26 protein-coding genes are annotated in these 25650 nt (G+C 69.7%); 16 read left to right on the top strand and 10 right to left on the bottom strand.

What is annotated here, in order from left to right; translation table 11 throughout:
• Nucleotides 1-65 precede the first annotated feature (65 nt).
• Together WC555_RS01215 and WC555_RS01210 are read left to right on the top strand one after the other, a co-directional pair.
• Nucleotides 66-683, top strand: a complete 618-nt coding sequence (locus WC555_RS01215; RefSeq protein ID WP_373250423.1) for a methylamine utilization protein — start codon at nucleotides 66-68, stop codon at nucleotides 681-683.
• Nucleotides 680-2950 (top strand): putative bifunctional diguanylate cyclase/phosphodiesterase, encoded by a 2271-nt coding sequence (locus WC555_RS01210; RefSeq protein ID WP_373250421.1) that lies wholly within the window; start codon nucleotides 680-682, stop codon nucleotides 2948-2950. The genes WC555_RS01215 and WC555_RS01210 overlap by 4 nt, the downstream gene beginning before the upstream one ends.
• Here the strand turns inward: WC555_RS01210 and WC555_RS01205 are convergent.
• Nucleotides 2947-4167, bottom strand: coding sequence for an NAD(P)/FAD-dependent oxidoreductase (locus WC555_RS01205; RefSeq protein WP_373250419.1), 1221 nt, complete (start codon nucleotides 4165-4167; stop codon nucleotides 2947-2949). The genes WC555_RS01210 and WC555_RS01205 overlap by 4 nt on opposite strands.
• 182 nt (nucleotides 4168-4349) lie before the next feature.
• Between WC555_RS01205 and WC555_RS01200 the strand changes: the two genes are divergently transcribed.
• The 13 genes from WC555_RS01200 (at nucleotide 4350) to WC555_RS01140 (ending at nucleotide 16490) form a co-directional block, all read left to right on the top strand.
• Entirely contained in the window at nucleotides 4350-4664 is a 315-nt protein-coding gene (locus tag WC555_RS01200) for a YerC/YecD family TrpR-related protein (protein ID WP_373250417.1), read from the top strand.
• Between the two features lie 9 nt (nucleotides 4665-4673).
• The gene (gene hisG, locus WC555_RS01195) at nucleotides 4674-5555 is read left to right on the top strand and encodes an ATP phosphoribosyltransferase (RefSeq protein ID WP_373250415.1); all 882 of its coding nucleotides are present in this window, start codon (nucleotides 4674-4676) and stop codon (nucleotides 5553-5555) included.
• Nucleotides 5555-6862 carry a histidinol dehydrogenase gene (hisD, locus tag WC555_RS01190; RefSeq protein ID WP_373250413.1) on the top strand — a complete coding sequence of 436 codons (1308 nt, stop codon included), beginning with the start codon at nucleotides 5555-5557 and terminating at the stop codon, nucleotides 6860-6862. The genes hisG and hisD overlap by 1 nt, the downstream gene beginning before the upstream one ends.
• A complete protein-coding gene (gene hisB / locus WC555_RS01185; protein ID WP_373250411.1) occupies nucleotides 6859-8295 on the top strand; it encodes an imidazoleglycerol-phosphate dehydratase HisB in 1437 nt (478 codons plus the stop codon). The genes hisD and hisB overlap by 4 nt, the downstream gene beginning before the upstream one ends.
• Nucleotides 8292-8894, top strand: a complete 603-nt coding sequence (gene hisH / locus WC555_RS01180; protein ID WP_373250410.1) for an imidazole glycerol phosphate synthase subunit HisH — start codon at nucleotides 8292-8294, stop codon at nucleotides 8892-8894. Before hisB ends, hisH begins: the two co-directional genes overlap by 4 nt.
• Nucleotides 8891-9622: a 1-(5-phosphoribosyl)-5-[(5-phosphoribosylamino)methylideneamino]imidazole-4-carboxamide isomerase gene (gene hisA, locus WC555_RS01175; protein WP_373250408.1), complete on the top strand. Its 732-nt coding sequence runs from the start codon at nucleotides 8891-8893 to the stop codon at nucleotides 9620-9622. The genes hisH and hisA overlap by 4 nt, the downstream gene beginning before the upstream one ends.
• A complete protein-coding gene (gene hisF / locus WC555_RS01170; protein WP_373250407.1) occupies nucleotides 9619-10386 on the top strand; it encodes an imidazole glycerol phosphate synthase subunit HisF in 768 nt (255 codons plus the stop codon). Before hisA ends, hisF begins: the two co-directional genes overlap by 4 nt.
• Nucleotides 10383-11021 carry a bifunctional phosphoribosyl-AMP cyclohydrolase/phosphoribosyl-ATP diphosphatase HisIE gene (gene hisIE, locus WC555_RS01165; protein ID WP_373250406.1) on the top strand — a complete coding sequence of 213 codons (639 nt, stop codon included), beginning with the start codon at nucleotides 10383-10385 and terminating at the stop codon, nucleotides 11019-11021. The genes hisF and hisIE overlap by 4 nt, the downstream gene beginning before the upstream one ends.
• A 14-nt stretch (nucleotides 11022-11035) precedes the next feature.
• Nucleotides 11036-12493 carry a glucose-6-phosphate dehydrogenase gene (gene zwf, locus WC555_RS01160; RefSeq protein WP_373250404.1) on the top strand — a complete coding sequence of 486 codons (1458 nt, stop codon included), beginning with the start codon at nucleotides 11036-11038 and terminating at the stop codon, nucleotides 12491-12493.
• Nucleotides 12486-13217 (top strand): 6-phosphogluconolactonase, encoded by a 732-nt coding sequence (pgl, locus tag WC555_RS01155; protein WP_373250402.1) that lies wholly within the window; start codon nucleotides 12486-12488, stop codon nucleotides 13215-13217. The genes zwf and pgl overlap by 8 nt, the downstream gene beginning before the upstream one ends.
• Nucleotides 13217-15109 (top strand): phosphogluconate dehydratase, encoded by a 1893-nt coding sequence (edd, locus tag WC555_RS01150; protein WP_373250400.1) that lies wholly within the window; start codon nucleotides 13217-13219, stop codon nucleotides 15107-15109. Before pgl ends, edd begins: the two co-directional genes overlap by 1 nt.
• 58 nt (nucleotides 15110-15167) lie before the next feature.
• Nucleotides 15168-16145, top strand: a complete 978-nt coding sequence (gene glk / locus WC555_RS01145; protein ID WP_373250398.1) for a glucokinase — start codon at nucleotides 15168-15170, stop codon at nucleotides 16143-16145.
• Nucleotides 16146-16229: 84 nt separating this feature from the next.
• The gene (locus WC555_RS01140) at nucleotides 16230-16490 is read left to right on the top strand and encodes a hypothetical protein (protein ID WP_373250396.1); all 261 of its coding nucleotides are present in this window, start codon (nucleotides 16230-16232) and stop codon (nucleotides 16488-16490) included.
• A gap of 155 nt (nucleotides 16491-16645) precedes the next feature.
• Here the strand turns inward: WC555_RS01140 and WC555_RS01135 are convergent, their stop codons facing one another.
• From WC555_RS01135 to WC555_RS01105, 7 genes are all read right to left on the bottom strand, one after another.
• On the bottom strand, nucleotides 16646-17095 hold the full coding sequence (locus WC555_RS01135) for a hypothetical protein (RefSeq protein ID WP_373250395.1): 450 nt from the start codon (nucleotides 17093-17095) through the stop codon (nucleotides 16646-16648).
• A 395-nt stretch (nucleotides 17096-17490) separates the two neighbouring features.
• Nucleotides 17491-18294, bottom strand: coding sequence for a DUF1295 domain-containing protein (locus tag WC555_RS01130; protein ID WP_373250393.1), 804 nt, complete (start codon nucleotides 18292-18294; stop codon nucleotides 17491-17493).
• Nucleotides 18295-18332: 38 nt separating this feature from the next.
• The gene (locus WC555_RS01125; RefSeq protein ID WP_373250391.1) at nucleotides 18333-18719 is read right to left on the bottom strand and encodes a hypothetical protein; all 387 of its coding nucleotides are present in this window, start codon (nucleotides 18717-18719) and stop codon (nucleotides 18333-18335) included.
• The gene (gene hmgA / locus WC555_RS01120; RefSeq protein WP_373250389.1) at nucleotides 18716-20014 is read right to left on the bottom strand and encodes a homogentisate 1,2-dioxygenase; all 1299 of its coding nucleotides are present in this window, start codon (nucleotides 20012-20014) and stop codon (nucleotides 18716-18718) included. Before hmgA ends, WC555_RS01125 begins: the two co-directional genes overlap by 4 nt.
• Before the next feature lie 388 nt (nucleotides 20015-20402).
• Nucleotides 20403-21524 (bottom strand): acyl-CoA dehydrogenase family protein, encoded by a 1122-nt coding sequence (locus WC555_RS01115; protein WP_373250388.1) that lies wholly within the window; start codon nucleotides 21522-21524, stop codon nucleotides 20403-20405.
• Between the two features lie 4 nt (nucleotides 21525-21528).
• The gene (locus tag WC555_RS01110; protein ID WP_373250386.1) at nucleotides 21529-22713 is read right to left on the bottom strand and encodes an acyl-CoA dehydrogenase family protein; all 1185 of its coding nucleotides are present in this window, start codon (nucleotides 22711-22713) and stop codon (nucleotides 21529-21531) included.
• Nucleotides 22714-22762: 49 nt separating this feature from the next.
• Nucleotides 22763-23020, bottom strand: a complete 258-nt coding sequence (locus tag WC555_RS01105) for an Lrp/AsnC family transcriptional regulator (protein ID WP_056618579.1) — start codon at nucleotides 23018-23020, stop codon at nucleotides 22763-22765.
• Between the two features lie 45 nt (nucleotides 23021-23065).
• Here WC555_RS01105 and WC555_RS01100 point away from each other — a divergent pair, with 45 nt between their 5' ends.
• On the top strand, nucleotides 23066-23875 hold the full coding sequence (locus WC555_RS01100; protein ID WP_373250384.1) for an alpha/beta hydrolase: 810 nt from the start codon (nucleotides 23066-23068) through the stop codon (nucleotides 23873-23875).
• A gap of 368 nt (nucleotides 23876-24243) precedes the next feature.
• Here WC555_RS01100 and WC555_RS01095 read toward each other — a convergent pair whose 3' ends face one another.
• Nucleotides 24244-24885 carry a TetR/AcrR family transcriptional regulator gene (locus WC555_RS01095; RefSeq protein WP_373250382.1) on the bottom strand — a complete coding sequence of 214 codons (642 nt, stop codon included), beginning with the start codon at nucleotides 24883-24885 and terminating at the stop codon, nucleotides 24244-24246.
• On the bottom strand, nucleotides 24882-25634 hold the full coding sequence (locus WC555_RS01090) for a CPBP family intramembrane glutamic endopeptidase (RefSeq protein WP_373250380.1): 753 nt from the start codon (nucleotides 25632-25634) through the stop codon (nucleotides 24882-24884). The genes WC555_RS01095 and WC555_RS01090 overlap by 4 nt, the downstream gene beginning before the upstream one ends.
• Between the last annotated feature and the right edge of the window lie 16 nt (nucleotides 25635-25650).

The raw sequence follows: 25650 nt of genomic DNA, 5'->3' as shown, positions 1-25650 counted from the left end.
ATCAGGGATCTCGCAGATCAATGTGATTTACCTCGATTTCATCTTGAGTTTGTACAAGCTGACGGATGCGTCTCCTCCTCACCCTTCTCGCTGCGCTCTCGTTCGCGGCTCCGGCTGTCGCGGGGGACCTGACGGTGAGCGTGCGCGACGCCGCCGGACGGCCGGTCCGGGACGCCGTCGTGACCGTGCACCCGGCCGCGGGGGTTCCCCGCGGACCGATCCGCTTCCCCTGGGCCTCACGCATGGCGCAGCAGGATGTCCGGTTCCTGCCCTATGTGCTGATCGCGCCCGTCGGCGGGGCCGTCGCCTTTCCCAACCTCGATCGGGTCCGGCACCACGTCTATTCCTTCTCGCGCGGCGCCCGCTTTGAGCTTGAGCTCTACGGACGTGACGAAACCCGCAGCCATACCTTCACCACCCCGGGTGTGGCCGCCTTGGGCTGCAACATCCACGACGAAATGCTGGCCTACATCAAGGTGGTCGACACGCCGTGGGCGATGAAGACCGACACGGCCGGCGACGCGATACTGCGCGGCGTTCCTGCGGGCGGGGCCACGCTGCGGGTCTGGCATCCGCGGCTGGCGGGCCGCGGAAACGAGCTCGCCCGGCCCCTGACCGTTTCCGCCGCCCCCGCGCGCCACACGATCTTCGGCGACTTCACGGCGCGCGCGGTCGTGAGATGACCCTTTCCGGCCTGTTCCATCGCTTTTCGACGTTCCGCAATCTGCGGACGCGTCTGACCTTGCTCTACATGGGACTGTTCGGGCTGGCCCTGACCCTCAGCGGCATCGCCGTCGTCACCGCCGTGACCAGCAGCGCGCGCCACATGGTCCGCGATGAAATGGCTGCGGCGGGCGCCGTCTATGGACAGCTCTGGGAAGCCCGCTCATCGCAACTGCGGCAGGGGGCGAGCGTCCTGGCCCGGGACTACGGCTTCCGTGAAGCCGTCGCCACCGACGACGCGCCGACGGTGCGTTCGGCGCTGGATAATCTGCGGACTCGCCAGGGCGTCGACGGCGCATTGATCCTGGGCATCGACGGCCACGCAACCCAGGTCGGCGTCCAGCCCGACGCCGCCGCTCTGGATCTGCTGCTCAGGGGCCTCGATTCCGGCCTGGAAACGGGCGTGCTGACGATCGACGGTCAGCCGTTCCAGGTGGTGGCCGCACCGGTCAACGCCCCCGTGCTGATGGGCTGGGTCGTCTTCGCGGAGCGGCTGGACGCCGGGCAGATGCGCAATCTGGAGCGTCTCTCCGCCATTCCCCTGTCCGCTGCGGTGGTCCTCAACCCTTCACAGGCTTCAACGGACCGGCCGGTCACCATCGACACGCCCGAGGGGCCGTCGATGCAGCTGGCGCGCGCGCTTCCCGACTTCGACCCCACGGCGAAGGCGGCTCTGCTGCTGACCTATCCGCTGCACCGGGCGATGAAACCCTATGAATCCCTGTTCCTGTGGCTGGCGGCCATCGGGGCCGCCGGTCTCGCGCTTCTGCTGGGCGGGACCTGGGTGCTGTCGCGGGGCCTGACCCGGCCCATCACCGCCCTGGACGAGGCCGTCCATCGCCTGCAGCACGGCGAATATGTGCAGGCCCCGGTCACCTCCGCCGACGAGATCGGCCGTCTCGCCGCCAGCTTCAACGCCATGGTCGGCGACCTGAAGGATCGCGAGGCGAAACTGACCCACATGGCGCTGCACGATCAGGAGACGGGCCTTCCCAACCGTCTCTCCCTCGAACGCCAGGCCGGGGCCCATACCGACGCCTGGGTGGTCCTGTTCGGCGTCGATCGCTTCGAGGTCGTGCGCAACGCCATCGGCTACGATTCCATGGGCCGCTTGCTGGCCGTGCTCGGAGCCCGGCTCTCCGCCCTCGCCGACGGCGCGCCGATGGCCCGGGTCGGCGCGGGCTCCGTGGGTCTGGTCATCATCGCCAGGAACAAGGCCGAAGCGCTCGAGGCGGCCGAACATCTGGCCGGTACGGCCCAGGCCCCGATCAACGTCAACGGCGCGCCGGTCGACATCACCCTGACCGCCGGCGTGGCGGGCCACGGCGCGGCCGGTTCCGCCCTGACCTCGCCGGTCGACCGCGCCGCCATCGCCCTCGATCAGGCGCGCGCGGCCCGCCGCGCCGCCGCCGCCTTCGACGAGATCGCCTACGGCGACCCGGGCGGCAACCTGTCGCTGATCTCGGAGCTGATGACCGCGCTCAGCGAGGGCGAGGTCTCCCTCGCCTATCAGCCGAAATACGATTTCCGGGCCGAGGGGATCACCGGCGTCGAAGCCCTGATGCGCTGGACCCATCCGCGCCGGGGCGTCGTCTCGCCCGACCTGTTCATCGGCATGGCCGAGGAGACGGGCCACATCCGCCCCCTGACCGAATGGGCGATCCGTCGCGCGATCGAGGACCAGAAGACCATGGCCGCCGCCGGTCACGTCCTGACCGTGGCGGTCAACATCTCGGGCCGCCTGCTGTCCGACGAAAGCTTCGCTGACTTCGCCGTCAACGAGGTCGCGACCTCCGGCGCCGACCTCTGCTTCGAGATCACCGAGACGGCGGTGATGGACAATCCCGAGACGGCCCTGCGCATCGTCGACCGGTTCGCCGACGCCGGTATTTCCGTCTCGCTGGACGACTATGGCTCGGGTCTGTCGTCCCTGACCTATCTGAAGCGAATTCGCGCCGACGAACTGAAGATCGACAAGAGCTTCATCCTCGGCCTCGACGACTCGGCGCGCGACGGCCTGCTGGTCAAGTCGACCATCGATCTGGCGCACGGTCTCGGGCTGAAGGTGACGGCCGAAGGGGTCGAGACGCCCACCGCCCTCGCCCTGCTGCGCGGCATGGGTTGCGACCTGGCGCAGGGCTATCTGATCGGCCGCCCCGTGCCGATGGCCGCCCTGCTGGAGCGGCTGGCCGCGCCGGCCGACGCGGCCAAGGCCGTCATCCGCTAGCCGGCGGCCACCATCTTCATCGACACCGACTGATCGGCCAGCTTCTCCGCATCCACCGGCGTGGCCTTGCCGATCATCATCCGCCCCGCCATGAATTCGGCCGGCGCATTGACAGCCTCGACACAGAGAATCCGGTCGCCCGCCAGATGGAAGACGGCGAACGACGCCCCCGCTCCGATCACGCCCGGATCGCCGCGCACGATCTGGCGATCGGCGCCGTCGGGCAGGCCGGCGATCTGAAGCTTGAGGTCGTACTGATCCGACCAGAACCACGGGACCTCCGGCGCCGGCGCCGGCCGCCCGACGATGGCCGCGGCCGCCTGTTTCGCCTGCTCCAACGCATTGGGCACGCTCTCCAGACGATGCCGCCGCCCGCCGTGCGCGGCGACCGGACGGAAGGTCGCGTCGCCGATGGCCCAGATGGCCGGGTCCGAGGTCCGCGCGTGTTCATCCACGACCACGCCGTTCTCGCAGGCCAGACCCGCCGCCCGCGCCAGCGCATCGCAGGCCAGGGCCCCGACGCCGACCAGCACCGCATCGGCCTCGATCAGCCGCCCGTCCGCCAGCCGCACCCCCGCCTCCTCGAACGCCGTGACCTCGGCCCCGGTCAGGATCTCCACACCCTCCGCGCGATGGCGGGCGGTGAAGAAGGCCGACAGGGTCTCCGACGCGACCCGGGCCAGCACCCGGTCCATCCGTTCGATCACCACCGCTTCGGCCCCCAGCGCCCGGGCCGAGGCCGCGGCCTCCAGGCCGACATAGCCGCCGCCGACGATGACCAGCCGCCGTCCGGGGGCCAGCGCCGCCTTCAACCGCCCGGCGTCGGCCAGGGTCCGCAGTTCCAGCAGCCCGGGCCGGTCCGCGCCCGGAATCGTCAGCCGCCGGGCGGTCGAGCCGGTCGCCAGGATCAGGGCGTCATAGGGTTCCACGGTCCCGTCGGCGAAGGTCACGGTCCGCGCCGCCGCATCGATCGCCGTGGCCGTGACGCCGGTGCGCAGGTCAATGTCGTGCTCGGCGTAGAAGACCTCGGGCCGCAGCAGCAGCGCCTCGAGATCGGCCTCGCCCTTCAGCCACGCCTTGGACAGCGGCGGCCTCTGATAGGGCGGCGCCGGCTCCTCGCCCGCCAGCACGATCGGGCCGTCATGCCCGTACTGCCGCAGCAAGGCCGCCGCCGTCCCGCCCGCATGGCCCGCGCCGATGATCACAACCCTGGTCATGGCGTTCAGATAGAGGGCTCGGAGGCGGGGGGCTAGGGGCCGGGGATGAGGGATGAGGGATGAGGGACTAGGGATCAGGTAGGAAAGAATGGCGGCGCTGTCTGGTCCCTGCCCGGAACCTCATCCCTCATCCCTCATCCCTCGCTTGACTGTTCCATTGTTACAGCATAGTGGAACGCGCCATGGCCGACACCCTCTCCCGCGAAACGCTCGCCAAGGCAGCCGACGACCGCATCGCGCTCTATGACGCGCTGCTGTCGCTACGGTCGCGCGAAGAGCTCGACGCGTTTCTCGCCGATCTCTGCACCCCGGCGGAACTGCGCGCCTTCGCCGAGCGCTGGGCGGTGGCGCGCCTGCTCGACGCCGGCGGCAAATCCTATCGCGAGATCGCGGCCGAAGCCCGGGCCAGCCCCACCACCGTCGTCCGGGTCGCCCGGTTCCTGAAAGAGATGCCGCACCAGGGCTATCGCCTCGTCCTCGACCGCATCAAAACCTGAGTAGAAAACATGAGCACCGTCCAGGGCCGGCTTCGCATCGCCGTCCAGAAATCCGGCCGCCTGTCCGATCGCAGCCTCGACCTCGTCCGTGACGCGGGCCTGCGCGTGGTCAAGGGGAACAACGACCTCCTGTACCGGGTCGAAAACTATCCCATCGACCTGCTGCGGGTGCGCGACGACGACATCCCGACCTTCGTCGCCGACGGCGTCTGCGACCTGGGCATCGTCGGCGAGAATGTGCTGGAGGAGGTCCGCAATGGCGGCCCCGTGGCTGAAGTCCTGATGCCGCTCGGCTTCGGCCGCTGCACCCTGAAGATCGCCACGCCCCCGACCCTGGCCTATGACGGCCCGGCCTCGCTGGACGGCCTGAGGATCGCCACCTCCTATCCGAAGATCCTGCGCCGCTGGCTCGACGCCCAAGGGGTCCAGGCCGACATCGTCACCATGCGCGGCGCCGTCGAGGTGGCCCCGCGGCTGAAGCTGGCCTCGGCCATCTGCGACCTCGTCTCCACGGGCGCGACGCTCGAGGCGAACGGCCTGTCGGCCAAGGACACGGTTCTCGAAAGCCAGGCGGTGCTGATCAGGTCTCCGGTCGCGCCCGAACCCGGCCTGCAACACCTGCTGGACAGCATCATCGAACGCATGTCCGGCGTCGTCTCTTCCCAGGGCGCCAAATACGTCATGCTGAACGCGCCGCGTTCGGCCCTCGACGAGATCACCGCCATCCTCCCCGGCGCCGGCGCTCCCACCGTCATGCCCCTGTCCGGACGCGACGACGCCGTGGCCGTGCACGCCGTCTGTCAGGAGGCCGTCTTCTGGGAAACCCTGGAACGGCTCAAGGCCGCCGGCGCCTCGGCCATCCTCGTCCTCCCGATCGAGAAGATGATGTGATGAAGCGTTTCGACTGGAGCACGCTGGACGCCGCCGGCCGCGCCGCCGCCCTCGCCCGCCCGCGCCAACGCACCGAGGCCCGCGTCACCGACACGGTGCGCGACATCCTCGAGGATGTGGCCACGCGCGGCGGTCAGGCCGTCACCGACTGGAGCGTCAAACTGGACGGCGCCCCGCCGCGTCGCATCGCCCTGACCGCCGACGTCGTCGCCGCCGCCCGCGATCAGCTGCGGCCCGCCGACACCCGCTCCATCCGCATCGCCGCCGAGAACGTCCGCATCTTCCACGAGGCGACCCGCCCCGCGGACAGCGACTGGGTCGAGATCACGCCCGGCGTCCGCTCGCGTCTGGTCTGGCGACCGCTGCGGTCCGCGGGCCTCTATGTCCCCGGCGGCTCGGCCCCCCTGTTCTCGTCCCTGCTGATGATGGCCATCCCCGCCGCCGTCGCGGGCGTCGATCGCCGCGTCGCCGTCACCCCGCCCTCGAAGTCGGGCGCGCCGCACCCGGCCATGATCTACGCCGCCGCCGAGGCCGGGCTGGAGGAACTCTGGCTCATCGGCGGGGCCCAGGCCATCGCCGCCCTGACCTTCGGCGCCACGCTGGAAGACGGCGTCATCGCGCCTTGCGACAAGCTGTTCGGTCCCGGCAACGCCTGGGTCGCCGAGGCCAAGAAACAGGCGGCCGCCCGCCCCGGCGGTCCGGCCGTCGACATGCCCGCCGGCCCGTCCGAGCTGCTGGTCATCGCCGACCGCCGGGCTGATCCTGTGCTGGCCGCCGCCGACCTGCTCAGCCAGGCCGAGCACGACCCCGACGCCCAGGTCGTTCTGGTCTGCGACAGCGAGCGGATGATCGACGAAATCCTCGCCGAAGTGGACGCCCAGCTGCCCTCCCTGCCCCGCGCCGCCATCGCCCGCGCCTCCCTGGCCGAGGGCTGCGCCATCCGCGTGCCCGATCTCGACACGGCCTGCGCCGTCGCCAACGCCTACGCCCCCGAACACCTCGCCCTCCAGACCGAGGACGCCGAGCACCGCGTGGCGAAGATCACCGCCGCCGGGGCCGTCTTCCTGGGCGCCTTCGCGGCCGAGACCCTGGGCGACTACGCCGCCGGTCCCAGCCACGTCCTGCCCACCGACGGCGCCGCCCGCACCCTGGGCGGCCTGACCACGGCCAGCTTCATGACCTCCATGTCGGTCCAGAGCGTCACCGAGGCCGGCGCCGCCGAACTGGCCCCCATCGCCGCCCGTCTCGCCCGGCTGGAGGGCCTCGAGGCCCACGCCCGCGCCGCCGATCTGAGGACGGGCGAATGAACAACCTCCCCGCCCCTTTCGCACCGCTGGTCGCCGGCGGCGACGGCCTCGACCGCTACCCGGCCGAGCCCCGCGCCCTCGCGGCCCGCATGGCCGGGATCTATGGCGTGGCTGCCGATCAGGTCCTGCCGGTGCGCGGCCTGACCCACGGTCTGGAGCTGGTCTTCCGCCTCGCCGCCCGCGACGGTCAGGCGGTCGAGGCCCCCGACGCCGAGCCGTACCGCGCGCTCGCCGGACTCTACGCCGTCCCGCCCGTCGGCGCCCCCGTCGCCGTCGTCGTCCTGCGCGCCCTCGGCTCGCCCGAGGCCGTGGCCGAAATGGCCGAACGCGTCGCGCCGGCCCTGCTGGTCATCGACGAGGGCATGGCCGAGTTCGCCGACGCCGCCTCCGCCGCGACCGTCGTCGCCGACCACGCCAATCTGATCGTTCTGCGCAGTCTGTCGCTCGCCTACGGGCTCGCGGGCGCCCGGGTCGGCGCCGCCCTCGCCCAGCCCGCCAGCCTCGCCCGGCTGACCTCCGTGCTCGAGCCCTACGCCCTGCCCGAGGTCTCCATTCGGTTGGCCCTGCAGGCGCTCGACCCGTCGCGGATGATGGAGAGCGGCGAACGCGTCGCCGCTGTCCGCCGCGAGCGCGAGCGACTGGTCAAGGCGTTGAGCCGTGACATGCCCGTCGAGCCCGGCTTCGGCCCGGTCATCATGGCCCGCCCGTCGGACCCGGACGCGGTCACCGCCGCCCTCGCCCGCCTCGGCGTCGCCGCCGAACGCGCCGGCGAGCGCATCCGCCTCCCGGTCTCCGCCACGGTCGAGGTCAACGACCGGCTTCTGGCCGCCCTCGGCCTCGGCTCCACGTTCGGCCGCCCACACCGCACCGGTCAGGCCGTCCGCGACACGAAGGAGACCCGCATCGTCTGCGCCGTCGACCTCGACGCCACGGGCCCCGTATCCATCGTCACCGGCGTCGGCTTCTTCGACCACATGCTCGAACAGGTCGCGACCCACGGCGGCTTCTCCCTGCGTCTCGCCTGCGAGGGCGATCTGCACACCGATCCGCACCACACCATCGAGGACTCCGCCATCGCCCTGGGCCAGGCGCTGAAACAGGCGCTGGGCGATCGCAAGGGCATCGCCCGCTACGGCTTCACCGTGCCGATGGACGAGGCCAACGCCTCGGTCTCGATCGACCTGTCGGGCCGGCCCTACCCCGTGTTCGAAGGCACGTTCTCGACGCCCTTCATCGGCGACTACCGCACCGATCTGACCGCCCACGTCTTCCGCTCCCTCGCCGAGGCCATGGGGGCGGCGGTCCACGTCTCGGTCACCGGCGTCGACGATCACCACAAGACCGAGGCCGTCTACAAGGCCTTCGGCCGCGCCCTGCGCCAGGCCATCCGCATCGAGGGCGACGCCATCCCCTCGACCAAGGGCGTCCTGTGAGCGAGGTCGCCATTCTCGCCTATGGCGCGGGCAACGTCGCCTCCGTCCAGTTCGCGCTGGAGCGTCTCGGCGCCACCGTTCGCCTGACCGCCGACCCGGCCGCGGTCGCGGACGCCGAGCGGCTGATCCTGCCCGGCGTCGGGGCGGCCGGCTTCGCCATGTCCCGCCTCCGCGACCTTTCGCTGATAGAGCCGATCCGGGCGTTCGAGCGGCCGTTGCTCGGAGTCTGCCTTGGTCAGCAATTGCTGTTTGACTCCAGTGATGAAGACGGATCGACCGACCTGCTCGGCTTGATCCCCGGTCGGGTCCGGCCCCTTTCGCCCGGCCCCGGACTTCCTGTCCCACATATGGGATGGTCGCGGCTGTCCCGGCTCAGGGACGACCCGCTTCTGGACGGCGTCGAGGACGGCGCCTGGGCCTATTTCGTCCATGCGTTCGTCTGCCCGGACGGTCCGGCGACTCTCGCCCGCGCCGATTACGGCGGGCCGGTTCCGGCGGTGGTCCGCGCCGGGAACCGCTGGGGCTGCCAGTTTCACCCCGAGCGCTCGGCGGCGGCCGGAGCCCGCATCCTGAAGAATTTCCTGGAGCTTCCCGCGTGATCGTCTACCCCGCCATCGACCTGCGTCAGGGCGTCTGCGTGCGGCTGATGCACGGCCGGTTTGACGCCGTCACCCGCTATGACGACAAGCCGCCCGCGCGCCTCGCCGCCTTCGCCGCCAGCGGCGCCGCATGGGCTCACATCGTCGACCTCGACGGCGCCGAGGCCGGGCGCCCCATGCAGCACGCCCTGATCGGGGAGCTGGCCGGGGCGGTCGATATCCGTATCCAGTCGGGCGGCGGGGTCCGCTCCGCCGACGACGTCCAGACCCTGCTCGACGCCGGCGTGGCCCGGGTCGTGGTCGGCTCCCTGGCGGTGTCGCAACCCGCGACCGTCGCCGACTGGCTGATCCGGTTCGGCCCCGAACGCCTCACCCTCGCCATCGACGTCAAGGCCGACGGCGACCGCTGGATCCCCGCCCTCAAGGGCTGGACCGAGGCCGCCGAGGTCGATCTGTGGGCCGCTCTGGATCGCTATCCCCCCGGCCTGGCCCGCCATCTGCTGGTCACCGATGTCGGCCGCGACGGCGCCCTGACCGGTCCCAATATCGAGCTGCTGGGCGAGATCGTCCGCCGCCGTCCCGACCTGAAGGTCCAGGCCTCGGGCGGGGTGTCGCAGCTGTCCGACCTGACCGCGGCCCGCGCCGCCGGCTGCGACGGCGTCATCGTCGGCCGCGCCCTCTACGAAGGCCGCTTCACCGTCGCCGAGGCCGTGGCGGCCATCGCATGACCGCCCGCCGCATCATCCCCTGTCTCGACGTCAAGGACGGCCGCGTGGTCAAGGGCGTCCGCTTCCAGGGCCACACGGACATGGGCGACGCATCGGAACTGGCCGCCCGCTACCGCGATCAGGGCGCCGACGAACTGGTCTTCTACGACATCACCGCCAGCCCCGAGGGCCGCACCCTGGACTACGGCTGGGTGAAGGACATCGCCCGCCTGCTGGACATCCCCTTCAGCGTCGCCGGCGGCATCCGCTCGGTCGATCAGGCCGCCCGCTGTCTCGACCACGGCGCGGACAAGGTCTCGATCAACTCCCCCGCCCTCGAACGCCCGGAGTTGATCGGCGAGATGGCCGAACGGCTGGGCGGCCAGTGCGTCGTCGTCGGCGTCGACTCCAAACGCGCGGGCGACGACTGGGTGGTGCACCAGTACACGGGCGACCCGACCGCCAGCCGCGGCGCCGGCCGCCGCACCATGGACTGGATCGTCGAGGCCCAGACCCTCGGCGCCGGCGAGATCGTCCTCAACTGCATGGACGAGGACGGCGTCCGCCGCGGCTACGACATCGCCCAGCTGGCCGCCGCCCGCGCCCTTCTGACCATCCCGCTGGTCGCGTCGGGCGGCGCCGGCGCCCCGGTTCACTTCCTGGATGTCTTCGAACAGGCCGACGTCTCCGGCGCGCTCGCCGCCAGCGTCTTCCACACCGGAAGCCTGACCATTCCCGACCTCAAGGCGTTCCTCTCGGACGCCGGGCAGGAGATAAGACTGTGATCGATCCCGCCACCCTCGATTTCGACAAGTCCGGCGGCCTGATCCCCGTCGTGGTGCAGGACGCCGCGACCCTGCAGGTGCTGACGCTCGCATACATGGACCGGGCCGCCCTTGAGGAAACCATCGCCTCGGGCGAAGCCACCTTCTTCTCACGCTCGCGCGGCGGCCGCTGGCGCAAGGGCGAGACCTCGGGCGACCGGTTGCACGTCGTCTCCATCACGCCCGACTGCGACGCGGACTCCCTCGTCCTCAAGGTCCGCCCCGTCGGCAACGCCTGCCACCTGAACCGCATCAGCTGCTTCGGCGACGAGGATGCGCCCGGTCTGGGCCGCATCGCCCGCCTGGAGGCGACCATCGCCGCCCGCGCCGCGGCCGACCCCGCCGAAAGCTGGACCGCCCGCCTCCTCGCCGAAGGCCCCAAACGGGCCGCGCAAAAGGTCGGCGAGGAAGGCGTCGAGACGGCCCTGGCCGGCGCCGCCGGACCGGATTCGGAACTCGCATCCGAGGCCGCGGATTTGGTCTATCACCTGTTGGTGCTTCTCCGCGCCCGTAACATGGTGTTTCAGGACGTCCTCGACGTCTTGGCTCAGCGGGCGGAAGCGGCCAGACAAAGCCCCGGTCCAGCCGGGACCTGAACGAAGGAGAGCGCATGGCGGCCCTGGTGCTGTTCGGCGGCGGTGGCGACCTCGCCATGCGGATGCTTCTGCCCTCGCTCTACTTCCTCGAGCACGACGGGCTGCTGCCCGACGGCCTGAAGATCATCGGCGCGGCCCGCTCGGACGAAAGCCGTGAGGAATACGTGGCCAGGGTCCGCGCCGCGGTCGAGGGCAAGGCCCGGGCCGACGACGCCTGGTCGGACGAGGCCTGGAACCGCATGGCGGCCCGCCTCGACTATCTGGCCGTCGACGCCACCAACGCCGAAAGCCTGAAGCCGCTCAAGGACAAGGTCGGCGACGGCGCCTGCACCTCCTTCCTGGCCGTGTCGCCTTCGCTCTACGCCCGCATCGTCACGGCCATGCGCGCGGCCGGCCTGGCCGAGGCGGACGATCGCGTCGTGCTGGAAAAACCCGTGGGCCGCGATCTCGAAAGCTTCCGCGAGATCGACGACGCCGTGGCCGACGCCTTCTCGGAACAACAGGTCTTCCGTATCGACCACTACCTCGGCAAGGAGACGGTCCAGAACCTGATCGCCCTCCGCTTCGGCAACACCATCTTCGAGCCGCTGTGGAACAACCTCAGCATCGACCACGTCCAGATCACCGTCGGCGAAACCGTCGGCGTCGGCGACCGCTGGCCCTATTATGACGAGTACGGAGCATTGCGAGACATGCTCCAGAATCACATGCTCCAGCTTCTCTGCCTCGTCGCCATGGAGCCGCCGTCCGACCTCGATCCGGACTCGGTGCGCAACGAGAAGGTCAAGGTCCTGCGCTCGCTTCGCAGGATCAGTCCCGAGGAAGCCGAACGGGTCACCGTGCGCGGCCAGTACGTCGCCGGAACGGTCGAGGGCAAGGCCGTTTCCGGCTACGACGAGGAGCGCGGCGCCCCGTCCGACACCGAGACCTTCGTCGCCGTCCGCGCCGACATCGACAATTGGCGCTGGGCCGGCGTGCCCTTCTTCATGCGCACTGGCAAACGCCTGCCCGAAAAGCGCACCGAGATCGTCATCCAGTTCAAGCCGCTGCCGCATTCCATCTTCGACAACGACCGCGGCCAGGTGCAGGCCAACCGCCTCGTCATCGCGCTCCAGCCCGAGGAGGACATCTCCCTGTCGGTGATGAACAAGAAGCCGGGTCTCGACCAGCGCATGCAGCTTCAGCCGATCCAGATGTCCCTGTCATGGGGCCAGAACGACAAATCGGCCCGGCCGCCGCGCCGCCGCATCGCCTATGAACGCCTGCTGCTGGACGCCCTGAACGGCGACTCCACCCTGTTCGTGCGCCGCGACGAGGCGGAACAGGCCTGGAAATGGGTCGACGAGGTCTCCGAGGCCTGGGAAGGCGCGGCCTTCAAGCCGAAGGACTACGCCGCGGGAAGCTGGGGCCCGCCGGAGTCCGGCTATCTGCTGTCCCGCACCGGCCGCCACTGGAACACGGGCGATGCGTGAGCCTCCCGCCATCCAGACCTTCGGCAACCTCGCCGACTGGGCCGATGCGGCGCAGGACCTGATTGTCGACGCCCTTGATAACGGCCGACGAAACGAAACCGGTTGGGCGAGCTTCGCCGGTTGCGGAGGATCGACGCCGACGCCCATCTATGAGCGGCTGTCGAAACGGCGGACCTATGAGGCTTGGCAGCATACGTTCGTCACGCTGGTCGACGAGCGCTACGTCCCTGAGGATCATCCCGATTCCAACGCGGCTCTGATCAAGCGGACCTTGCTGCGCAGGGAGGCGGCGGGAGCGGAGTTCATTCCCCTGTATCGCCCGGAAATCACCGTAGACCGGGCCGCCGCGCTGGCCGCCCACAATCTTGCCGTAGAACTCGATGGCCAAGGCTTCGACGCGGTCCTTCTCGGCATGGGGGAGGATGGCCATATCTGTTCGATGTTCCCCGACAGCCCGACCCTCAAGACCCTGCTATCCCCGACCCTGCCGCCCACCGTCCTGGGCGTCCCCCACGGTCGCGACGGCGCCGCCCCGAGCCTCGAGCGGCTGTCGATCAACCTCCCTTATCTGATGAGCGCGCGCCGCGTGGTCCTGGCCCTGACCGGCGCCGCCAAGCGGGCGGTGTTCGAGCGCGAGGCCGCCGGCGACCCCCGCATCCAGCCTATCGCCGCCCTGATCGCGGCCGACGTCCCGCTCGACGTTCTGTGGACGGAGAAAGCCTGATGGCCCAGTTGAATCCCGTCGTCGCCGCCGTCACCGCCCGCATCGTCGAGCGCTCCAAGGCCACCCGCGCCGACTACATCCGCCGCATGGACGCCGCCCGCGACTCGGGCGCCGGCCGCGCCAAACTGTCCTGCGCCAACTGGGCCCACGCCTTCGCCGGCGCCCCGGTCAAGGACAAGCTCAACGCCATGTCCGGGACCCAGCCCAATGTCGGCGTCATCACCGCCTACAACGACATGCTGTCGGCGCATCAGCCGTTCGAACGCTTCCCGCAGATCATCCGCGACGCCGTGCGCGAGGTGAACGCCACCGCCCAGGTCGCCGGAGCGACCCCCGCCATGTGCGACGGCGTCACCCAGGGGCGGCCCGGCATGGAGCTGTCGCTGTTCAGCCGTGACGTCATCGCCATGTCGACCGGCGTCGGCCTGACCCACGACGCCTTCGACGCCGTCATCGCCCTGGGCGTCTGCGACAAGATCGTGCCGGGCCTGTTCATGGGCTCGCTCGCCTTCGGCCACCTGCCCGTCGTCTTCGCCCCGGCCGGTCCCATGCCCTCGGGCATACCCAACGCCGAAAAGGCCCGCGTCCGCGCCCTCTACGCCCAGAACCAGGTCGACCGTCAGACGCTGCTCGAAAGCGAGATCGGCAGCTACCACTCCCCCGGCACCTGCACCTTCTACGGCACCGCCAACTCCAACCAGATGATGATGGAGCTGGGCGGCCTGCACCTGCCCTCGACCGCCTTCGTCCATCCCGAGACCGGACTGCGCGACGCCCTGACGGCGGCGGCGGCGAAGCGCGCCGTCGAACTGGCCCGCAGCGGTCAGGGCCGGATGGCTGACGTCATCTCCGAGAAGTCGATCATCAACATGATCGTCGCCCTGCTGGCCACCGGCGGCTCGACCAACCACGCCATCCATCTGGTCGCCATGGCGCGTTCGGCCGGGGTGCTGATCGACTGGACCGACATGGACCAGCTGTCGTCGGTCACGCCGCTGCTGGCCCGGGTCTATCCCAACGGCTCGGCCGATGTGAACGCCTTCCAGGCCGCCGGCGGCGTCGCCTTCGTCGCCCGCGAACTGGCCGGCGCCGGCCATATCCATTCCGACGTCGTGACCATCATGGGCGAGGGCATCCACCACTATTTCCAGGAGCCGGTCATGATCGACGGCGAACTGGTCTGGAAGGACGGCGTCACCGAAAGTCTGGACACGGACATTCTGCGCCCGGCCTCCAACCCCTTCGACACCGAGGGCGGTCTGCGCCTCGTCCAGGGCGACCTCGGCCGGGCCGTCATCAAGGTCTCGGCGGTCAAGCCGGAGAACCGCATCGTCGAGGCCCCCGCCGCCGTCTTCGAAACCCAGGAGGACGCTCTCCAGGCCTTCCGCGACGGCCGGCTGGATCGCGACGTCGTGGTGGTCCTGCGCTTCCAGGGCCCCAGGGCCAACGGCATGCCCGAACTGCACAGCCTCTCGCCCGCCCTCTCCGTGCTTCAGGACAAGGGCTTCAAGGTCGCCTTCGTCACCGACGGCCGCATGTCCGGCGCCTCGGGCAAGACGCCGGCCGCCATCCACGTATCTCCCGAAGCCCTCGCCGGCGGACCGCTGGCCCATGTCCGCGACGGCGACATCATCCGCCTCGACGCCGACGCGGGCGTGCTGACCACCGTAGGCGTATCCGACCTGGCCGCCCGCCCGCCCGTTCCCCGCTCGACGGTTCACGCCGAGGGCTCGGGCTGGGGCTATGGCCGTGAACTGTTCGCCGCCTTCCGCCACGTCGTCTCGACCGCGGAAGAGGGCGCATCCGTCTGTTTCGCCCCGCCCGTCGGCGCTCCGGCCCAGGTCGATACGCCCCCCGACAACAATGTCGTAGACCGCGCGGTCGACGCATGACGCGCCTTCAAGCCGTGAGCCGCCGCGCGGCGAACGTCAGGGAAAAAAGGATGTTCCGATGACCATCGCCTGGGACAAGACCCTGCTCGTCGGGGACGTCGGCGGCACCAACGCCCGCTTCGCCCTCGCCCATATGGTCGAGGGAAAACCGGTGCTCGAACACCACGAAAGCTTCCCCGCCGCGACCTGGCCCACCTTCCTCAGCGGGGTGAAGGCCTTCATCGACGGCTGCGAGGTCAAGCCGACCGGCGGCGTCATCGCCGTCGCCGGCCCGGTCACGGACGGCGAGATCGACCTGACCAATTCCCCATGGCGGGTGTCCGAGGCCGAACTCCAGACCCTCGGCCTCAACCCCGTCCGCCTGATCAACGATTTCGAGGCTCTCGCCTGGGGCGCGCCGGTCGTGCCCGACGACATGCTGGCCTCGCTCGGCGGCCCCGCCGAGGGCGAGCCCCACACGGCCATCGCGGTGCTGGGCCCCGGCACCGGCTTCGGCGTCTCCGCGCTTTTGCGCGACGGCCGGGGCGGCGAGATGGCCATGCCGTCCGAGGGCGGACACGCCTGTTTCGCTCCGGGCGACGCCGTCGAGGACGAGATCCTGCGCATCCTGCGCCGCCGCTACGACCGGGTCTCGATCGAGCGACTGATCTGCGGCCCGGGCCTTCTGAACATGCATCGCGCCCTGGCCGAGATCGACGGCCGCGAGAGCCACATCGAGGACCCCGCCCAGATCACCACCGAGGCGATGGAGAACCCGGCCAGCCCGTGCGGCGCCACCCTGGCCCGCTTCTGCGCCATCCTCGGCGCCGTGGCCGGGGACATCGCCCTGACCACCGGCGCGCGCGGCGGCGTCTATATCGCCGGCGGCATCGCCCCCCGCATCCTGCCCTTCCTCAAGGCTAGCCCCTTCCGCGAGCGGTTCGAGCGCAAGGGACGGTTCCAGGACTATATGGCCGCCATCCCGACGAACGTGATCCTGCACAAGCACGCCGCCCTGCTGGGCGCCGCCCGTGTGGCGTTCGCCGAGGAAAAGTGACGCGCCAACACTTTTTTCTCACGGTCGCGTGAACCCAAGCGGCGCGGCAGAGTTATGGGGTCTCCACTTTGGAAGGAATATCCCATGCGTAAACTGATCATCGCCGCCGCCGCCACCTTCGCCCTGGCCGGCGTCGCCGCCTGCGAAAGCCAGGCCGACAAGACCGCTGAAGTCCAGGCCGACGCCTTGGAAGAGCAAGCTGCCGCCGCTCCGACCGAAGCCGCTGAAACGGCTCTGAACGAAAAAGCCGACACGATCGAGCAGCAAGCCGGCAACGCTGACGGCGGCATGACCACCGAGAACACGCCGAACACCTCGCCTTCGGCGGCCAACCCGAACCAGTAAGACCTGGACCGCCGGGGCCCTCATGACCCCCGGTTTTTCCTTCGGAACGTCAGCCCCCGTCGCGCAAGCGGCGGGGGTTTTCGTTTGGCGAAGCCGGCTTGGAGCGCAGCCCGGCAGCAGACGATCGCCGGATCCGAAATGGGTGGAAAGCGGAACTAACGAACTTCGGCCGACCGGCCCCTTCGGATCGCGAGCACGACCATCACCGCCGCGATGACGACGAAGACCAAACCCGTTTCGTGAGGATGCATGTCTGTCCAACTTGGAGAGAAGGCGTCGCGACGCTCCGCCACCGTTGTCGCAAGCAAGCAGAGAAGCCCGGCGTTCAGGAACATCATTGCGGCCGCAACCAGTGAAATAGTCCGCCCCGCGAGCGTACCTCCTCGAAGTCCAATCAGGCCCGCAATGGCGATGGTAGGAAGGCCTAGGGCGGGCACATAGAACTGCCATACGACGTCGGTCGATGCGCCTCCTTGCATCCCCCACTCAAAGGCTCTGAGCAGCCATTGGACCAAGGAGGAGATAAGAATGATCGCTGCAGCTGACCATGCAGCAACCGGATGCAAGCGGCTGAGCCTCCCGATGTCCGGCAGAATGCGCGGCATATCCTCTCCTCGGCGGCTTCAGCCATGATCTATCGTCCCCCCAGTTGAGCGTTCAAAGCGGGCGTCCGCAACGGGTCGAGAGCCGACCGTCGCCTGAGGGTGGCAAGCGGAACTCGACCATGCACAATGGGGAATGGCTCGTTCGACCCGAAATCGCAGTGGAGTGCCGTCCGAAGCAACCCTGTCCGGGTTGTCGGACGCTGAGCTTGAGAAGGAAGCTGCGCGGGTGGCGAGCCGGTTGGCGACACCTCTATCACCGCTTCTCTCGAAGCTGTTTCTGAAGAAGCGCCTCGCTATCCAAGCCGAACAGGCGCGGCGCGTAGACTAAGGTCCGCAACGGGTCGGGACCGGACTTCCGCTTGGAGCCGTAGTGGGCACCCGCCGCTTCTACAGCCTCAAACCTTCTTCGGCGGCCACGGCACGAAGGCGCTGGTGCGCCGCACATAGTCCTCGTAGCCGGGCTTCGATTTCGCCGTGGCCTTTTCGGTGATGCCGATCCCGGACCAGCGGGTCAGGGTGAAGGTCAGGAAGACCGGCCCGAAAATGGCCCAGACGCCCGGCCCCGTCTCGGCGGCGATCAGATACAGACCCCACCACACGCAGGCGTCGCCGAAATAGTTGGGGTGCCGGGTCCAGCGCCACAGGCCCGTGTCCAGCACCCTGCCCTTGTTGGCCGGGTCCTTCTTGAACGCCGCCAGCTGGGCGTCGCCGATGCTCTCGAAACCGATGCCGATCACCGCCAGGACCGCCCCGGTCCAGCCGATCCAGCCCACCGTCGGGGCGAAGGCGACCTGTCCCAGCTGCACCGGCAGGGACGTCAGCCAGGCCAGCACCGCCTGCGGCAGGAAGACGAACAGCAGGGCCGTCTTGCCGAACGCCCAGCCCTTGGCCTTCTCCTGGGTCTCCACCAGCTCGACATAGCGGCCGTCGGCGCCGTTGCGCCGCCACCGGCGCAGCAGGTGCCAGCCCAGCCGGATCGCCCACACCCCGACCAGCCAGACCAGCAGCCATTTGCGGATCGGATCGCCGTCGGTGCGCGGGAAGGTCGCCAGCGCCAGCATCAGCATGCCCAGCGGCCAGACGCCGTCGATGAAGCTGACGTCCTTCAGCCGCAGGGCGACCAGCCACAGCCCCAGCATCACCGCGACGATCAGGGCCAGGTTCAGGCCCAGCAGGGCGACGATCTCGGTCAGGCTCATGGTTCAGGAACGGCCCGGCTCTGGCTGCGGATGCAGGGTCAGTCGACGCACAGGGTGGCCTCGGCCTTGCCGTCCTCGACGCGGGTGAAACAGCCGAAGCGGTTGCTGTCGGCCTGACAGATCCCCGCCACCGCCGCACCCTGGGCCGGGCGCGCCGTGACGTCGGCCGTACGGCACTCGCCCGCGCACTGGTCGCTGTCGGTGCAGCGCTTGCCCGCATCGGCGTAGCGGACGACGCACTGCATCGTCTGCATCCGGCCGACCGGCTGCATCGTCCCGTTGCGGGCGATGCAGTCCGCCGCCGCCGCGCTTTCAGAGACGGCCACCGGCGCGGGCTCAGGGCCGAAGCCGAGGTCGCCCTTCTCCGCGACCGGCTGGCAGGCGGCGGCCAGAAGGACGGCCGCGATCACCACAAGACGCTTCATTTCACCTGTCCCTTCTGGAACCCGGTCCAGACGTCGTCATAGTCGAGCTGCATCGTCGGGCTGGTTTGCGCCCATTCCGTGGTCCGGATCGGCAGCCGGGTCTCGAACATGAAGGCCAGGGTGTCCTCGATCTTCACCGGCTTCAGCTCCGCCGCGACGGCCTTGTCATAGCTCGCCTGGTCCGGCCCGTGCCCGCTCATGCAGTTGTGCAGCGAGGCCCCGCCCGGGGCGAAGCCGCCCTCCTTGGCGTCGTATTCGCCGGTCACCAGCCCCATGAACTCGCTCATCACGTTGCGGTGGAACCACGGCGGCCGGAAGGTGTCCTCGCCCACCATCCAGCGCGGCGGGAAGATGACGAAGTCGCAATTGGCCACGCCCGGCGTGTCGCTGGGCGAGGTCAGGACCGTGAAGATCGACGGGTCCGGATGGTCGAAACTGACCGTGCCGATCGTGTTGAACCGGGCGGTATCATATTTGTACGGCGCGAAATTGCCGTGCCAGCCGACCACGTCCAGCGGCGAATGCGGGAAGGTCGTCGTCCACAGCCGCCCGCCGTATTTCTGCACGCACTCCGTCGGCCGGTCGATATCCTCGAAGGCGGCCACCGGCGTCTGGAAATCGCGAGGGTTGGCCAGGCCGTTGGAACCGATCGGCCCCAGGTCCGGCAGGCGGAAGGCCGCCCCGTAGTTCTCGCAGACATAGCCGCGGACCGGCCCGGAACACTCGACCCGGAACCTCACGCCGCGCGGGATGACCACGATCTCGCCGGGGCGAGCCTCGATCCGCCCCATCTCGGTGACGAAGACCTGGTCGCCCGCTTGCGGCACGATCAACAGCTCGCCGTCGGCGCAATAGAACACCCGGTCCGTCATCGACCGGTTGGCGGCGTAGAGGTGGATGCCGATCCCCGACAGCGCCTCTGCGTCGCCGGTCCCGCCATAGGTGACCAGACCCTCGACCCAGTCGGTCGGCGCCTCCGGCATGGGCAGAGGGTCCCAACGCATCCGGTTCGGCGACGGCGGCGCATCCTGGAACGGCCCCGACCGCACCCGCCCCTGGGCGAAGGGCTGATAGGCCGGATGCTGGGCGCTGGGCCGCAGCCGGTACAGCCACGACCGCCTGTTCTCGCTGCGCGGCGCCGTGAAGGCCGTCCCCGACAGCTGTTCCGCATACAGCCCCATCGGCGCCCGCTGCGGCGAGTTGCGCCCTTCCGGCAGGGCGCCGGGCACGGCCTCGGTCGCGAAGTGATTGCCGAAGCCGGACTGGTAGAGGGGCGCGTTGGTTCGCGTCGTCATGGTGCGTTGTCTCCCGTGGGAGATGTTTAGCGGGACCGGTCGGGTCCGTCACCCGTCGTCTCCTCAGAGACTTGCTCGTCCGGAGCCAGCCGGACGGTGAACCATATTTTCTGCGCCCCGATCAGATCTTCGGCCGGCGGCCGGCGCCCGGAAACCGGGAGCCTCTCCACAAGCTGCTCGGCCCGTCGACGGGTGTCGGGGGTATCAGGACTGACAGAGAGGAGTTTGCACCGTTCGAACGGCCTGTCACGAGGGGCGTTTGGCCGCTGGAGGCATTCGATCCTGACCGCCGGCCTGATGTCATCGACAGGTTCGGCCGGGGCATTTGCACAACCCGCCAGCGCCACAGTCGCGAAAATACCGGCAGTCCTGCCCATCCTGGCCTCCTTCAGAATCCCTGGCTCCTCGCCATCCGCTCCTGATGGAACCCGGCATCGCCCAGCAGCTCGTTCAGCACCCGCACCCGCTTCATGAACAGGCCGACGTCGAACTCATCGGTCATGCCGACGCCGCCGTGCATCTGCACCGCCTCCTGCACCGCCAGTTCGGCGACGCGTCCGGCCTTGGCCTTGGCGACGGACACGACCAGCCCGGCGTTCTCCCGGCCGGTGTCCAGAGCCGTCAGCGCCCCCATCACCGCCGCCCGGGCGATCTCGATCTCGCTGAACAGATGGGCCGAGCGGTGTTGCAGGGCCTGGAACTCGCCGATCAGCTTGCCGAACTGCTTGCGTGTCCGCAGATAGGCCATCGTCGTCTGGAAGGCCTGATCCCCCGCCCCGTTCAGCGACGCCGCCGCGCAGGCCCGGCCGAGGTTCAGCGCCCCTTCCAGCAGGGCCTCGCCGCCGTCGACCGCGCCGATCACGGCGTCCGCATCGACCTCGACATCGGTCAGCGTCACCCGCGCCGCATTGTGCGCATCGACCATGACCGTGCGCTCGACCTCGACGCCCGCCGTCCCGGGATCGACCAGGAACAGCGTCAGGCCGCTCTCCGTGCGGGCCGCCACGATCAGGGCGTCCGCCACATGGCCGTCCAGCACGAAGCCCTTGGCCCCGTTCAGCCGGAAGCCGTTGCCCGACCGTTCCGCCGTGGTCGCGATCCGCGACGGGGCGTGCTTGGGCCCCTCGTCCACGGCCAGCGAAACGATGGCCTCGCCCGCGGCGATGCGGGGCAGCCACGCCGCCTGCTGCGCGTTCGAGCCGCCCTCGACCAGCAGCTTCGCCGACAACACGCCGGTCCCGAGGAAGGGCGACGGCGTCAGCGTCCGGCCCAGCGCCTCGGCCATCACCCCGGCCTCGACAGCGCCCAGGCCGGAGCCGCCGTGTTCCTCGGGGATGATGACCCCCGCGAACCCCATCTCCCCGAACGCCCGCCACAGGTCGCGCGACACCCCGTCGGCGTCCTGACTGTCGCGCAGCTTGCGCAGATGGGCGATCGGCGCGTGCTCGTTGAGGAAGCCGTCGGCGGCCGCCTTCAGCATGGTCTGCTCTTCGGTCAGGATCAGGGGCATGGGCTCAGGCTCCCGGCAGTTGCAGCAGGTGTTTGGCGATGATGTTCAGCTGGATCTCGCTGGTCCCGCCCTCGATCGAATTGGCCTTGGTGCGCAGCCAGTCGCGCGCCGCCGCCCCGTGGCGCGACCGGTCGCTCTCCCACTCCAGCGCGTCCGAACCGCCCGCCGCCATCAGCAGCTCGTGCCGCCGTTTGTTCAGCTCGGAGCCGTAGTATTTCAGCATCGAGGCGATGGCGGGATGCGCCTGCCCGGCCTTCACCTGATCCCCCGTCCGCTCCATGGCCAGACGGAAGGCGGCGGCGTCGACTTCCAGCTCGGCGATCCGTGCACGGAGCATCGGCTCGTCGAGGCGGCCGTCATCGTCCACGCCGATCGATCCGGTGGCGACCTGACCCAACGGCCGGCCGCCGCCGATCTCGCCCATGGCGCCGATCATGGTCCGCTCATGCGCCAGCAGCGCCTTGGCCACGTCCCAGCCGCGGTTCAGCGTGCCGACGAGGTTTTCCTTCTCGACCCGCACGTCGTCGAAGAAGGTCTCGCAGAACGGGCTCTTGCCCGAAATCAGGGTGATCGGCCGGGTGGAGACGCCCTGGGTCGCCATGTCGAAGAGGACGAAGGAGATGCCCAGATGCTTGGGCGCCTCCGGGTCGGTGCGCACCAGACAGAAGATCCAGTCGGCCTTGTCAGCGTAGGAGGTCCAGACCTTCTGGCCGTTGACGATCCAGTGGTCGCCCCGGTCCTCGGCCCGCGTCTGGATCGCCGCCAGATCGGACCCCGCGCCCGGCTCGGAATAGCCCTGGCACCAGCGGATTTCGCCGCGCACGATCTCGGGCAGGAACCGCTTCTTCTGCGCCTCGGTCCCGAACTGCAGCAGGGCCGGGCCCAGCATCCAGACGCCGAAACTGGCCAGCGGCGACTGGGCGTCGATGCGTCGCATCTCCGACGCCAGCACCTTGGCCTGTTCGCGGCTCAGTCCGCCGCCGCCGTATTCGGCCGGCCATTCCGGGGCGGTCCAGCCGCGCGCGCCCATCCGCTCCAGCCAGGCCTTGTGCGCGGGGGTGGGGAATTCGGCCTTGCGCCCGCCCCACACCCGGGCCTCGTCGCTCTCGACCGGCCCACGGCATTCGGCCGGGCAGTTCGCCTCCAGCCAGTCGCGGGTCTCCGCGCGAAAAGTCTCAAGATCGGTCATGTCGGCCTCCGTCCGGCGACGTTATCAGCGATTCACGGGTGACGCTGCGTCAGCCCCCGCCCGGCAGGAACGGCGAGAAGGTGATCACCGTGAAGGTGTCGCGGATGTTGGCCCGGGTCTGCACCGACTTGGTCACGAAGGTGCCGATGTCCATCTCCTTCGGCAGCTGGAACTTGGCCAGCAGGTCGTACTGGCCCGAGGTCGAATAGACCTCCGAGACGTATTCGACATTGTCGACCATGTCGGCCGCCACGTCGTTGGCGTGGCCCAGCTCGCATTTGATGAAGACGAAGATGGCGGTCATCATGGCGGCGGTCCTTCCGGGGTTGGGAGGTGTGTAGCGGATGGATTCGTGACAGGCGAGATCGACCTCGAGGCCGAATACAACAACCGCGCCCGCGTGCCCGATCATCCGGCCGTCATGGCCGGGTGGCGTGAGACCGCCGAAGCGGCCCGCGCCGCCTGTCCGCCGGTCGGGATCGCCTACGGCAAGGGCGAGCGCGAGGTCATGGACCTGTTCGACGCCGGACCCGACGCGCCCGTCGCCGTCTTCCTGCACGGCGGCTACTGGCAGGCGCTGGACAAGGACTGGTTCAGCGGCCTCGCCCCCGCCTTCCTCGCCCACGGCGTCAGCCTGGCCATCCCGTCCTACGATCTCGCCCCCGCTGTCCGCCTCGGCCCCATCCTGCGTCAGGTGCGCGCGGCGGTGGACACGGTCCGCGCCCGCTCCGGCGTTCGCCCCCTGGTCTTCGGCCATTCCGCCGGCGGGCATATGGCGGCCTGCATGCTGTCGGAAGGCCGCGCTTCCGCCGCCGTCGCCATCAGCGGCGTCTTCGACCTGCGCCCCCTGATCCCGACCTCGCTGAACATCGCCCTCGACCTCGACGAGCGCGAGGCGGCCGCCCTGTCGCCGCTCTTCTGGCCCGTCCCCAACGGCTCGACCCCGGGCGGCACGGTCCTCGATTGCATCGTCGGCGGCGAAGAAAGCCCGGAGTTCCTGCGCCAGTCGCGCATGATGGCCGACCATTGGGCCGCCAGCGGGGTCGAAACCCGCTACCAGGCCCTGCCCGGCCTGAACCATTTCACCGTGCTGGACCCGCTCTTCGACGCGGACAGCGCGCTGGTGAAGCGGATCGCCGACCTGGCCCGGTCCGGCGCCTGACACCGGTCGCCGCCCGCGACAGGCCCAAAGCGTCGCCGGCGGCGATTCATCGCTCTTCATCCCGAATTCATCGCTTGACCAGGACGGCGAATGATTGTGATAGCGCGGTTGGCCAGCACTCCCGCGCGGCCCGGTTGCGTCTTGTAGAGCTCAATGTTTCGCGCTTTTCGAAAGTTCTTCCGTCAGCTTCGCTGCCGCCGCCATCGCTGGCGGCCTGACCGCCGGGTGTCGGGGCGTGAGTTCTGCGACCTCTGCGGCGCCAGGCGGCAGACGGCCTGAGCGCTTTCCCCGGTTCCGGAACCCGAAATGACCCGGTGTCCAGTGGGAGCGCGGGCTGATGAGGGGGATCATGGACCGCCCCCACTGACCTATGCGCCGGAGTCCGGCCTCAACGCCGCCAGCGCGGCCCGTTGCAGTTCACGCGCCACCGCCTCCCCGTCCTGACCGGGAAAGGCGAAGCTGTACAACATCGCCATGTGCACCGAGTAGGACAGCCAGGCCGTGGTGGTCGCCGCCGCGGTCGCTGGGTCGGGAGCCCTGACCCCGTCCTCCGCAGCCAGCAACCAGTCGGAGATCAGCGCTACGCTCCGCGCATTCAGAGCCGCCGGTCCGGCGTTCAGCGCGGCCGATTGCGACAACAGCCGCCCGAACACGGCCCGGATCAGCCCCGGATTGGACCGCGCGCTGGCCTGCAGGGTCTCGACCAGCCAGGCCAGCCGTGCGGCCAGGTCGACCCCCGTCCAGCGCTCCGCCGCCAGCACTTCGGCCAGCTGTTGCACCTGCCCTCTCTGGGTCGCATCCAGCAGATGGGTCAGCAACTCGTCCTTGCTCTTGAACCGCGTGTAGAGCGTTCCGACCGAGACTCCGGCTTCTCGCGCGATATCCTCGACTGTGATGTCGTCCAGGTCCCGCGTCGCGAGCAGAGCCCTGGCGGCATCGAGGATGCGCGCCAGCGTGGCCTCGCTTCGCTTCTGGCGCGGGGGCCGCGGTCCTTCCGGCTCGATGGTCAAGAGGCCCCTCCGACAACTCCGGAATAGAAGGCGGTCATACCGACGAAGTCCACCAGTCCGTGCAGAAGGATCGCGGACCAGAGGTTCCGACCGCTCCACAGCCATACCAAGCCTATGACGATTCCCGCCGACCCGGTCAGCAACGCTCCTCCCAGCCCTTGGTAGGCATGACAGGCGCCGAACAGGGCGCCTTGCAGGATCACGGCTGCGAAGACGACCAAACCGTTCGGCGCGGCTCCGCCCAGCAAGGTCGCGATGCGGTCGTTCAGGAAGCCCCGCGCCACCAGTTCCTCGCCGATGGCGGCTGAACCGAGGGCGACCGGCACGGCCCAGAACAAATACTCGGACAAGTCGCCCCTCAGGGCGGCGAAGGCGGACAGGTCGGGCGCGGCCAACCCCAGGGTCGGCAGGATCACCGTCTGCATCGCACCCGCCAGGGCGCCGAGCGCCAGGTAGCCGGCGACCACCGCCAGCGGAATGACCCACCAGCGCCGCGTCGCGCGCAGGCCGACATCCGACCATCGACGGCCGGCGGCGCGCATCATCCAGGCGGCCGCCGCGACCAGCAGCAACATCCGGCCCAGCAGGGCCAGTTTGGGTCCGTATCCCGCCCCGACCACGTCGCTTGGTGAGAAGGGGACGGATACGGCGAAAACAAGAACGGCCATCGCCACGACCTGGAGGGCGGCCAGCCGGCGCCCTCCCGCTTTCGGGGCCGACGCGGCGGATGAGATGGAAACGGGGCTCATGGCGGGCCTCCATAGT

This window comes from Brevundimonas sp., from assembly GCF_041648615.1.
Taxonomy (GTDB): Bacteria; Pseudomonadota; Alphaproteobacteria; order Caulobacterales; family Caulobacteraceae; genus Brevundimonas.
The sequence above is the reverse complement of the archived record's forward strand: the minus strand, read 5'-3'. Positions and strand labels throughout refer to the sequence as shown.

What these genes read in the sequence shown, in the direction of transcription:
- WC555_RS01210 (WP_373250421.1), top strand. Translation starts at nt 680, where the DNA reads ATGACCCTTTCCGGCCTGTTCCATCGCTTTTCGACGTTCCGCAATCTG.
- hmgA (WP_373250389.1), bottom strand. Translation starts at nt 20,014, where the DNA reads ATGACGACGCGAACCAACGCGCCCCTCTACCAGTCCGGCTTCGGCAAT.
- WC555_RS01135 (WP_373250395.1), bottom strand. Translation starts at nt 17,095, where the DNA reads ATGCCGCGCATTCTGCCGGACATCGGGAGGCTCAGCCGCTTGCATCCG.
- WC555_RS01200 (WP_373250417.1), top strand. Translation starts at nt 4,350, where the DNA reads ATGGCCGACACCCTCTCCCGCGAAACGCTCGCCAAGGCAGCCGACGAC.
- WC555_RS01110 (WP_373250386.1), bottom strand. Translation starts at nt 22,713, where the DNA reads ATGACCGATCTTGAGACTTTTCGCGCGGAGACCCGCGACTGGCTGGAG.
- pgl (WP_373250402.1), top strand. Translation starts at nt 12,486, where the DNA reads ATGCGTGAGCCTCCCGCCATCCAGACCTTCGGCAACCTCGCCGACTGG.
- edd (WP_373250400.1), top strand. Translation starts at nt 13,217, where the DNA reads ATGGCCCAGTTGAATCCCGTCGTCGCCGCCGTCACCGCCCGCATCGTC.
- WC555_RS01105 (WP_056618579.1), bottom strand. Translation starts at nt 23,020, where the DNA reads ATGATGACCGCCATCTTCGTCTTCATCAAATGCGAGCTGGGCCACGCC.
- hisB (WP_373250411.1), top strand. Translation starts at nt 6,859, where the DNA reads ATGAACAACCTCCCCGCCCCTTTCGCACCGCTGGTCGCCGGCGGCGAC.
- WC555_RS01205 (WP_373250419.1), bottom strand. Translation starts at nt 4,167, where the DNA reads ATGACCAGGGTTGTGATCATCGGCGCGGGCCATGCGGGCGGGACGGCG.
- WC555_RS01215 (WP_373250423.1), top strand. Translation starts at nt 66, where the DNA reads ATGCGTCTCCTCCTCACCCTTCTCGCTGCGCTCTCGTTCGCGGCTCCG.
- hisD (WP_373250413.1), top strand. Translation starts at nt 5,555, where the DNA reads ATGAAGCGTTTCGACTGGAGCACGCTGGACGCCGCCGGCCGCGCCGCC.
- hisF (WP_373250407.1), top strand. Translation starts at nt 9,619, where the DNA reads ATGACCGCCCGCCGCATCATCCCCTGTCTCGACGTCAAGGACGGCCGC.
- hisG (WP_373250415.1), top strand. Translation starts at nt 4,674, where the DNA reads ATGAGCACCGTCCAGGGCCGGCTTCGCATCGCCGTCCAGAAATCCGGC.
- WC555_RS01125 (WP_373250391.1), bottom strand. Translation starts at nt 18,719, where the DNA reads ATGAAGCGTCTTGTGGTGATCGCGGCCGTCCTTCTGGCCGCCGCCTGC.
- WC555_RS01140 (WP_373250396.1), top strand. Translation starts at nt 16,230, where the DNA reads ATGCGTAAACTGATCATCGCCGCCGCCGCCACCTTCGCCCTGGCCGGC.
- glk (WP_373250398.1), top strand. Translation starts at nt 15,168, where the DNA reads ATGACCATCGCCTGGGACAAGACCCTGCTCGTCGGGGACGTCGGCGGC.
- WC555_RS01130 (WP_373250393.1), bottom strand. Translation starts at nt 18,294, where the DNA reads ATGAGCCTGACCGAGATCGTCGCCCTGCTGGGCCTGAACCTGGCCCTG.
- WC555_RS01115 (WP_373250388.1), bottom strand. Translation starts at nt 21,524, where the DNA reads ATGCCCCTGATCCTGACCGAAGAGCAGACCATGCTGAAGGCGGCCGCC.
- WC555_RS01090 (WP_373250380.1), bottom strand. Translation starts at nt 25,634, where the DNA reads ATGAGCCCCGTTTCCATCTCATCCGCCGCGTCGGCCCCGAAAGCGGGA.
- zwf (WP_373250404.1), top strand. Translation starts at nt 11,036, where the DNA reads ATGGCGGCCCTGGTGCTGTTCGGCGGCGGTGGCGACCTCGCCATGCGG.